6 protein-coding genes are annotated in these 6,637 nt (G+C 68.9%); 2 read left to right on the top strand and 4 right to left on the bottom strand.

Translation table 11 applies throughout. The features are described from left to right. Positions 1 to 601 (bottom strand): MFS transporter (locus FJ251_12275; protein MBM4118487.1); only part of this gene is annotated, 601 nt, incomplete at its 3' end. Positions 602 to 660: 59 nt separating this feature from the next. On the opposite strand from FJ251_12275, the gene FJ251_12270 reads away from it, so the two are divergent. Next, a complete protein-coding gene (locus FJ251_12270; GenBank protein MBM4118486.1) occupies positions 661 to 1,920 on the top strand; it encodes a hypothetical protein in 1,260 nt (419 codons plus the stop codon). 90 nt (positions 1,921 to 2,010) lie between these two features. Here FJ251_12270 and FJ251_12265 read toward each other — a convergent pair whose 3' ends face one another. From FJ251_12265 to FJ251_12255, 3 genes are all read right to left on the bottom strand, one after another. Next, on the bottom strand, positions 2,011 to 2,544 hold the full coding sequence (locus tag FJ251_12265) for a hypothetical protein (GenBank protein MBM4118485.1): 534 nt from the start codon (positions 2,542 to 2,544) through the stop codon (positions 2,011 to 2,013). A 342-nt stretch (positions 2,545 to 2,886) separates the two neighbouring features. After that, positions 2,887 to 3,603 carry a hypothetical protein gene (locus FJ251_12260; GenBank protein ID MBM4118484.1) on the bottom strand — a complete coding sequence of 239 codons (717 nt, stop codon included), beginning with the start codon at positions 3,601 to 3,603 and terminating at the stop codon, positions 2,887 to 2,889. Between the two features lie 272 nt (positions 3,604 to 3,875). Continuing rightward, on the bottom strand, positions 3,876 to 4,397 hold the full coding sequence (locus FJ251_12255) for a hypothetical protein (protein MBM4118483.1): 522 nt from the start codon (positions 4,395 to 4,397) through the stop codon (positions 3,876 to 3,878). Positions 4,398 to 4,691: 294 nt separating this feature from the next. Between FJ251_12255 and FJ251_12250 the strand changes: the two genes are divergently transcribed. After that, positions 4,692 to 6,554, top strand: coding sequence for a hypothetical protein (locus FJ251_12250; GenBank protein MBM4118482.1), 1,863 nt, complete (start codon positions 4,692 to 4,694; stop codon positions 6,552 to 6,554). Positions 6,555 to 6,637 lie beyond the last annotated feature (83 nt).

Raw genomic sequence — 6,637 nt, 5'->3', positions numbered from 1 at the left:
CGTCCCGGCCCGCTGCCGGCAGCGGGCCGGCCGGCATGCGCAAGCGGCGCAGGATGAGCCAGCTCGCGAGGAAGATCACCGCCGGCCCGAGGAAGGCCCAGGTGAAGCCGAGCCAGGGCACCAGGAGCGGATAGACGAGCGGCCCGAGCAGCCAGGCGAACTGGTCCGAGACCTGGACCAGGGCGTTCGCGCCGACGCGATCGGCGCCGACGACGAGCTGGGGCACGAGCGCGTCCCGGGCGGGCGTGAAGAGGCTGGTGGCCAGCGCCAGCCCGAAGGCCGCGAAGGCCCCGGCGACGAGGCCGCGATAGCCGGCGAGAAAGGCCAGCGGCACGAGCAGCATCAGGCCGGCCCGCACGAGGCTCGCCGCCAGCATGACCCGCCGGCGGTCCAGGCGGTCCACGAGCACCCCGGCCAGGGCCCCGAAGAGCAGGATCGGCAGGTACTCGAGCATGGCGACGAGGCCCATCGCCCGCTTCGAGCCGGTCAGCTCCTTGGCGAGCCAGATGAGCGCGAGGTGGAAGCTGGCGTCGCCGAGGCGGCTGGCGAACTGGCCGGCGGCCAGGATCAGCAGGTTGCGGTCACGAAACACATTGCCCACCCTTCGGCAGCGCCCTAGACTGCGGGCTGCGCCGGCGCCGGCGCGAGAGGCGGCGGACGATGGCTCTGAGGGACAACAAGACCCTGCTCTTCCTCATCCTGCTCGGCTTCAGCTTCCTGCTATTCGGGCGCATCCTGAACAACGAGTTCTGGACGGCGATCGAGTACGAGTTCCTCGCGCGCAGCTTGGAAGGCGCTCCCGGCGACGAGATCGGGGTGCGCACCCTCGAGGCGCATCCCTTCGTGCATTTCTTCCACCGGCTCGAGTACCTCTTCTTCGGCGACAAGCCGGCCGGCTACTACCTGCTGAACATCTTCATCCACGCCGTCAACGCATTCTTGCTCTACCTGCTCATCTTCATCATCCTGCGCGACTTCGGCATCGCCTTCATGAGCGCGAGCCTCTTCGCCTTTGCCGTGGGTAACTACGGCAAGGAGGTGATGTACGCGGCCGGCGTGAGCGGCATCCTCATGCACGCGGTCTTCATCCTCACCGTGTTGTTCTACGTGATGAACGAGACCCGAAGCAAGGGCCGCCTGTTCTCGCTCTGGTTCCTGGCGACGCTCGTGCTCTTCACGCTCTCCCTGGTGAATCGCTTCGCCTTCCTCAGCGGCATGGGCGTGCTGCTGGCCTACAACGTCTTCTTCCGGCGGGAGCGCCAGGGGCGGCGGGTGCTGGCCGGCCCGCTGCTGATCCTCCTGCTCTACGGCGGCCTGCTCACCAGCTTCCAGTGGCAGCAGTTCCGGGAGGTCACCACCAGCTACCCGGCAGGCTGGGGGCTCGGCTTCGCCGTCCACAACTTCCTCGGCAACGTGCCGAGCTACCTCGTGCACATGGTCTACCCGATCCACTACACGGAGCTGGTGGAGGAGGGGAGCGCGATCGCGCGCGTCTATTCCTGGAGCGGCTGGATCCGGCCGCTGACGGCCCTGATCATCTTCAGCTACATGGCCTACGGCTTCGTCTTCGGCAACACGGCCTTGCGCTTCTTCATCGCCTGGGCGGTGATGACCATCCTGCCCTTCTGCTTCTTCTACCTGCCGGGCGACTGGATCAACACGAAGTACCTCTACCTGGCCTCGGCGGGCTTCTGCCTCGTGCTCGCCACCGGCACGATGAAGATGCTGCGGGTGCTCTCCGGCCGCGGCTGGCGACGCCTGGTGCCCCTGCTCATCCCTGCCGGATTCGTGCTGCTCTCAGGCTTCCTCGTAACGCGGCTCGATCGCGCCTATGAGGAGCGCGCTCGCCTTCCCGAGACGCAGCAGCTCAAGGCCCGCTTCCTCGAGCTCAAGCGGGAGAGCCTGGAGCGCGCCCGCTAGGGCGCTCCGCAGCGACCTGGGACGCAAAGGAAGACCCCCGGCGACCGGCGCCGGGGGGCTTCTGTCTACCCACAGGGAGGTGCGAAGGGGCTAGTACAGACTCTTGATGCTGGAGAAGCTCGTCGTCTCCGTGGCGATGCCGCAGATGTCGTAGGGCAGGGTGCCCAGGACGTAGTGCAGGTGCTTGCCCTGGTTGTCGCCGAACTGCTTCCAGTGGAAGTCGTAGATGCCGCAATCGGCATTGGGGTTGATCGCCACGCGGACGTAGAAGTTGCCGACCTGGCCGGGCAGGATCTCGCCCTGCGCGAAGTCGTTGTCGATGTCGTAGAAGATGATCCGCTCGGTGAAGAGGCCGTAGGGCGCCACGGCGAAGTCCCAGTTCTGGCCGCGGTCGTCAAACCAGCCTTCCAGCACGCGGAAGGTTTCCGGGAAGCGGAACTGGACGGCGCTCGTCGCCTCGCCGTCGCTGCTGCCGTTGCGGACTTCGAAGATGAAGGTGACCTCGTCGCCCGGCATTGCCGTGCCGGGGCCGAGGAGCTGGGTCGTGCCGCCCGCCATGTTTGCCGATGCCTGGCTCGCAGCCAGCAGAAGGCTCAGGGTAAGGACGAGCAGGAGGCTTCTCATGGGGTGATCCCTCCCGGTGCGCTCGAAACGCCGTTCGAATGATGCATGCTCAGTGGTGTTTGCCGTCGAGCGGCACCCCGACCGGGGGCCAGCCCAATGAGTCGTCGACTGAAGGATGAGTTTACCCGGCCTCAAGCCGGGAGTCAACCCGACGGTGCAAGTTTTTCTGGCATCACCGCTTCTAGGGTTATCTACGACTGACGAAACCGCGACATCTCGGTTACCAGGACTTCCCTGTGAGGGTGTCCGACGGCCGGAGGCGGGCAGAACCGCCCCGCGAAACAAGGCGCCCCGCCCTCTACTGGGGAAGGCGGGGCGCCGCTCGAAGCGCTCGCGGGTGGGCTAGTAGAGCTGCTTGATCGTTGACCAGTTGCTGTCCTCGATCGCGGTCACCAGGCCGCCCGCCATCACGCCGGCGATGTACCAGCCGGGGTAGACCACGGAGCTGTCGCTGCCGAACTTCACGGCGATCTGCACCGTCTGACCCATGAAGGCGCTCAGATCGAAGCAGTCCTTGACGAAGCCGGCCGTCGGGCCGTCGGTGAACCCGGGCTGCATGTCGACGCAGTAGGCATAGAAGCTCGTGCTCTCGCAGAGCTGGCTGTCCGGATAGCCGCCGATGGGCGGCACCACCGTGTAGGTGCTGCCCACCTTCACTTCGAGGTTGCCGCCATCATAGCTGTTCTCGGTGTCGTAGTAGTGGCAGAGCTCGAGCAAGTGGCAGGACTCGCTGACGAGGAAGCTGCCGCCCAGGATCGCCCGCTGGCCGGCATTGCTCGGGTAGTTCCCGTTGAGAATGGTGCCCAGCACGGCGGTGATCGGCTCGCCGTAACAGTCCACCGTGGGGATACCGCTGGACGGGCCATACTGCCAGACTGGCGCGCCGCCCGTGGCGTCGCAGGTCTCGGTGGTGAAGGTGCCGTCCCAGGTCCAGCAGACGCCGACCAGATCGCAGGACACCCGCTCGTAGTCGCCGATGGGATCGAGATTGGGCTTGTCGGCCAAGGCCGAGCTGGCCATCAAGGCCGTGAGCGCCAAAGCGACGAGCAATCTTCTCATGTTCGTGCCTCCCGTTGGTTGTGCCGCTCGGAACCCCGAGGCACGACGGGGGCAATCTGGCGCGAGCACCATCCCACGCAGCCCCGTCTGCCGGGCGGCGCGATGTGGAGCATGAAGTCGGGCAGCCGGCCGGCGGCCTCGAGACTTCCGGTGTGGCGGCACGAGTATAGCCCAGCCGGCGGCCCTGGCTCAATGCCGGAGCGCGGGCGTCGGCAAAAGAAAAAACCCGCGGCCTTGAGGCCACGGGTCGAATCGGAACGCGCAGGCGCTGACTAATACAGGGCCTTGACGCTGGAGAAGGTCGAGGGTTCGACCGCGGTGCCGCCGATCGTGAAGTCGCAGACGCCGGTGATGAAGTGAGGCGGGCTGCCCCAGACATCGCCGTCCTGCTGCCAGGCCACCTGGGCCGGGCCCGCGGGGCAGCCACCGCCGACATCGACGGTCACGTAGAAGTAGCCGCCGTCGCCGTCGTAGATCTCGCCCCAGCCGCCGTCGCCATCAAGGAAGCTGCCGACATTGCCGGCCGCCACGAAGTTGAACACCCAGCCGAGGCCGCCGTCATTGTAGGAGCCGGCGGTCACGGTGAAGCAGGTGGGGAAGGTGAAGATCACGTTCTTCGTCCACTCGGTGTCCGGGCTGCCGTTGTAGACGTAGAAAGTGAACATGACGCCCGTGTCGCCCGGGTTGACCGTCGTCGGGGAGATCAGGTTCACGTAGCCACCGCTCATGTTCTGCGCGAAAGCCGGCGCCACGAACATGGCCAGGATGGCCAGGGTCGAAAGCAGTTTCTTCATCAGCTGTCCTCCTAGGAGCTCGTTTGGATTGCCAGTGACTCAAGAGGCGTTCCCATGGAACGGCCAGCCCCACGGTAGTGCCCCTCGGCCCGAGCCTGCCGGCACGGATCAAGTGTACCCGATCAGAAATTGCACGTCAACGCCGACCCCAGTCGAACCCCTCAGGGTCGAGTCTGCCTCTGCCCCGCGGCCAGGTGCCGGGCCCGACTTGCAATGGCTTGTCGAATAGACAGATAATCAACCCGTGGCGGTGGGAAGGCCCGGCAGGGCGCTCCGCGCTGCCAAGGTAGGGCAATGCGCGGGCACAGGATCTTCTTCTGGCTGCAACTCCTCGCCCTCTCCGACTGCCTCCGCGGCCGGGCGGCGAGCGCTCAGCCGCTCTGCGACTTCGAGCAGCCGGTCTTCATCGAGCGGGGCCACCGCGTCAAGGACCACAGCCTCATCCACGCGGAGGGCAGATTCCACCTCTTCTACACGCGGGGCGCGCTGGGCGGCGGCAGCGATCCGAGCCTGGGCCATGCGAGCAGCGAGGACCTGCGGCGCTGGGTCCAGCACGCTGCCCCGCTGGCGGTCGACCCCGGCGAGCGGAGTCTCTGGGCGCCGCAGGTGCTGCCGGCGGCCATGCTCCCCGCCGCCTGGCGCCCCGCCGGCGCGCGCTGGGCGATCCTCTTCACCGCCGTGAACGGTGCCGGCAGCCAGTCGATCGCGCTGGCCTGGAGCGCGGATCTCGAGCAGTGGTCGCGCGAGCCCGCGCCGATCTACCGGCCGGGCGCCTGGGCGAGCTGGAGCGAAACGGACTGGGCGGACTGCCGCGATCCTTTCCTCTTCGCCGCCGGCGACTCGCTCTTCCTGCTCACCTGCGCGCGGACGGCGAGCGGCCTGGGCGCGCTCGCCCTGGCCGCCGCGCCTGCGGCTGCCATCGGTCCACCCGCCTTCGCGGACCGAGGGCCGCTGATCGTCGCGCCCGACGCGGGTGCGCTCGAGAGCCCGCAGCTCTGCTTCCCCGAAGCGGCAGGCAGCGGCGCCTGCCGGCTTCTCTTCACGCGCGCGGGCGTGTTCGGGACGAGCGCGCTGGCCGCCCCCGACTGGCGCGGGCCCTGGGATCTCGCCGCCGCGATCAAGATCGACGAGGGCGCGGCGCCCGAGCTGACGCCCCTGCCCGCCGCGCTCGCGGTCGACCCGGCCTGGGCGCCGCCGAGCGCGACCCGTTGCCTCTTCAGCCGTCACGAGAACTACCTTGAGTGGGGCGTTCACAACTTCGCCATCCAGTTCGATCTCCTCGACCTCGCGCCCGCGCTCTGGCCGCCCGCGCTCCACGACCGCCAGGGCCTGATCGGCTGGACGCTCACGGATCTCCCCGGCGGGCCGAACCCATTCGCGCTCGCACCTACCTTCGAAGACAATCCGATGGCCCGCGGCGCCGCACTGCCGAGCGGCTACGTCGGCCACTCCTGGCTCAGCAGCTTCGAGGCCTACCGCTCGGTGACGGGCGGCGTCGCCAGCCAGGTGGGCGACAGCCTCGGCACCGCCGCCGTGGGGCGCGCGCGCTCGCCGCAGTTCCTCGTGACGGGCGCGCGGCTGGACTTCCTGATCGGCGGCGCCGGCCACGCCGACTCCTGCGCGCTCAGCCTGCGCCGGGCCAGCGACGGCGCCCTGCTCTTCCGGGCGACGCCACCGGGCGGCACCGGCACCGGGGTGCCGGGGGGCGAGGGACTGCCGCTCGTCCCGCGGGCCTGGGACACTCGCAGCCTGCGCGGGCTCGCGGCCAACCTCGAGATCGAGGATCGCGCCCAGGGCCCGGGTGGCTTCATCGCGCTGGACGAGCTGGTCTGGAGCGACGCCGACCCCGCCGCAGCGGAGCCGCCCCTCCTCACGCCCCCCGCGCTGGGCTTCGCGTTGAGCGAGGCCCCAGCGAATCCCTGGCTGCCGGCCGCGGGGCCGCTGCGCCTCGCGCTGCGCATCGACCGGCCTGGCCCTTACGGCGCCGCCCTCTACGACCTGCGCGGCCGCTGCCTGGCGCGCTTCGGCGCGGCCGACTATCCCGCCGGCACAGCCGCGCTCGCCCTCGCCGCCGTCGACCTGCCAGCCGGCGTGTACCTGCTGCGGATCTTCGGCCCGCACGGCGCGCTGTCGCGCAAGCTCGTGCTACTTCGTTGAGGCGTGGGCGAGGGCACTCGCCGAGCGAATCCGAAGGCTGAGTCGAGGCGGGTGCCCTCGCCTGCGCCCCATTGACGCGGGGG

The organism is bacterium, from assembly GCA_016873475.1.
Taxonomy (GTDB): Bacteria; Krumholzibacteriota; Krumholzibacteriia; order JACNKJ01; family JACNKJ01; genus VGXI01.
The sequence above is the reverse complement of the archived record's forward strand: the minus strand, read 5'-3'. Positions and strand labels throughout refer to the sequence as shown.

What these genes read in the sequence shown, in the direction of transcription:
- FJ251_12270 (MBM4118486.1), top strand. Translation starts at nt 661, where the DNA reads ATGGCTCTGAGGGACAACAAGACCCTGCTCTTCCTCATCCTGCTCGGC.
- FJ251_12260 (MBM4118484.1), bottom strand. Translation starts at nt 3,603, where the DNA reads ATGAGAAGATTGCTCGTCGCTTTGGCGCTCACGGCCTTGATGGCCAGC.
- FJ251_12255 (MBM4118483.1), bottom strand. Translation starts at nt 4,397, where the DNA reads ATGAAGAAACTGCTTTCGACCCTGGCCATCCTGGCCATGTTCGTGGCG.
- FJ251_12250 (MBM4118482.1), top strand. Translation starts at nt 4,692, where the DNA reads ATGCGCGGGCACAGGATCTTCTTCTGGCTGCAACTCCTCGCCCTCTCC.
- FJ251_12265 (MBM4118485.1), bottom strand. Translation starts at nt 2,544, where the DNA reads ATGAGAAGCCTCCTGCTCGTCCTTACCCTGAGCCTTCTGCTGGCTGCG.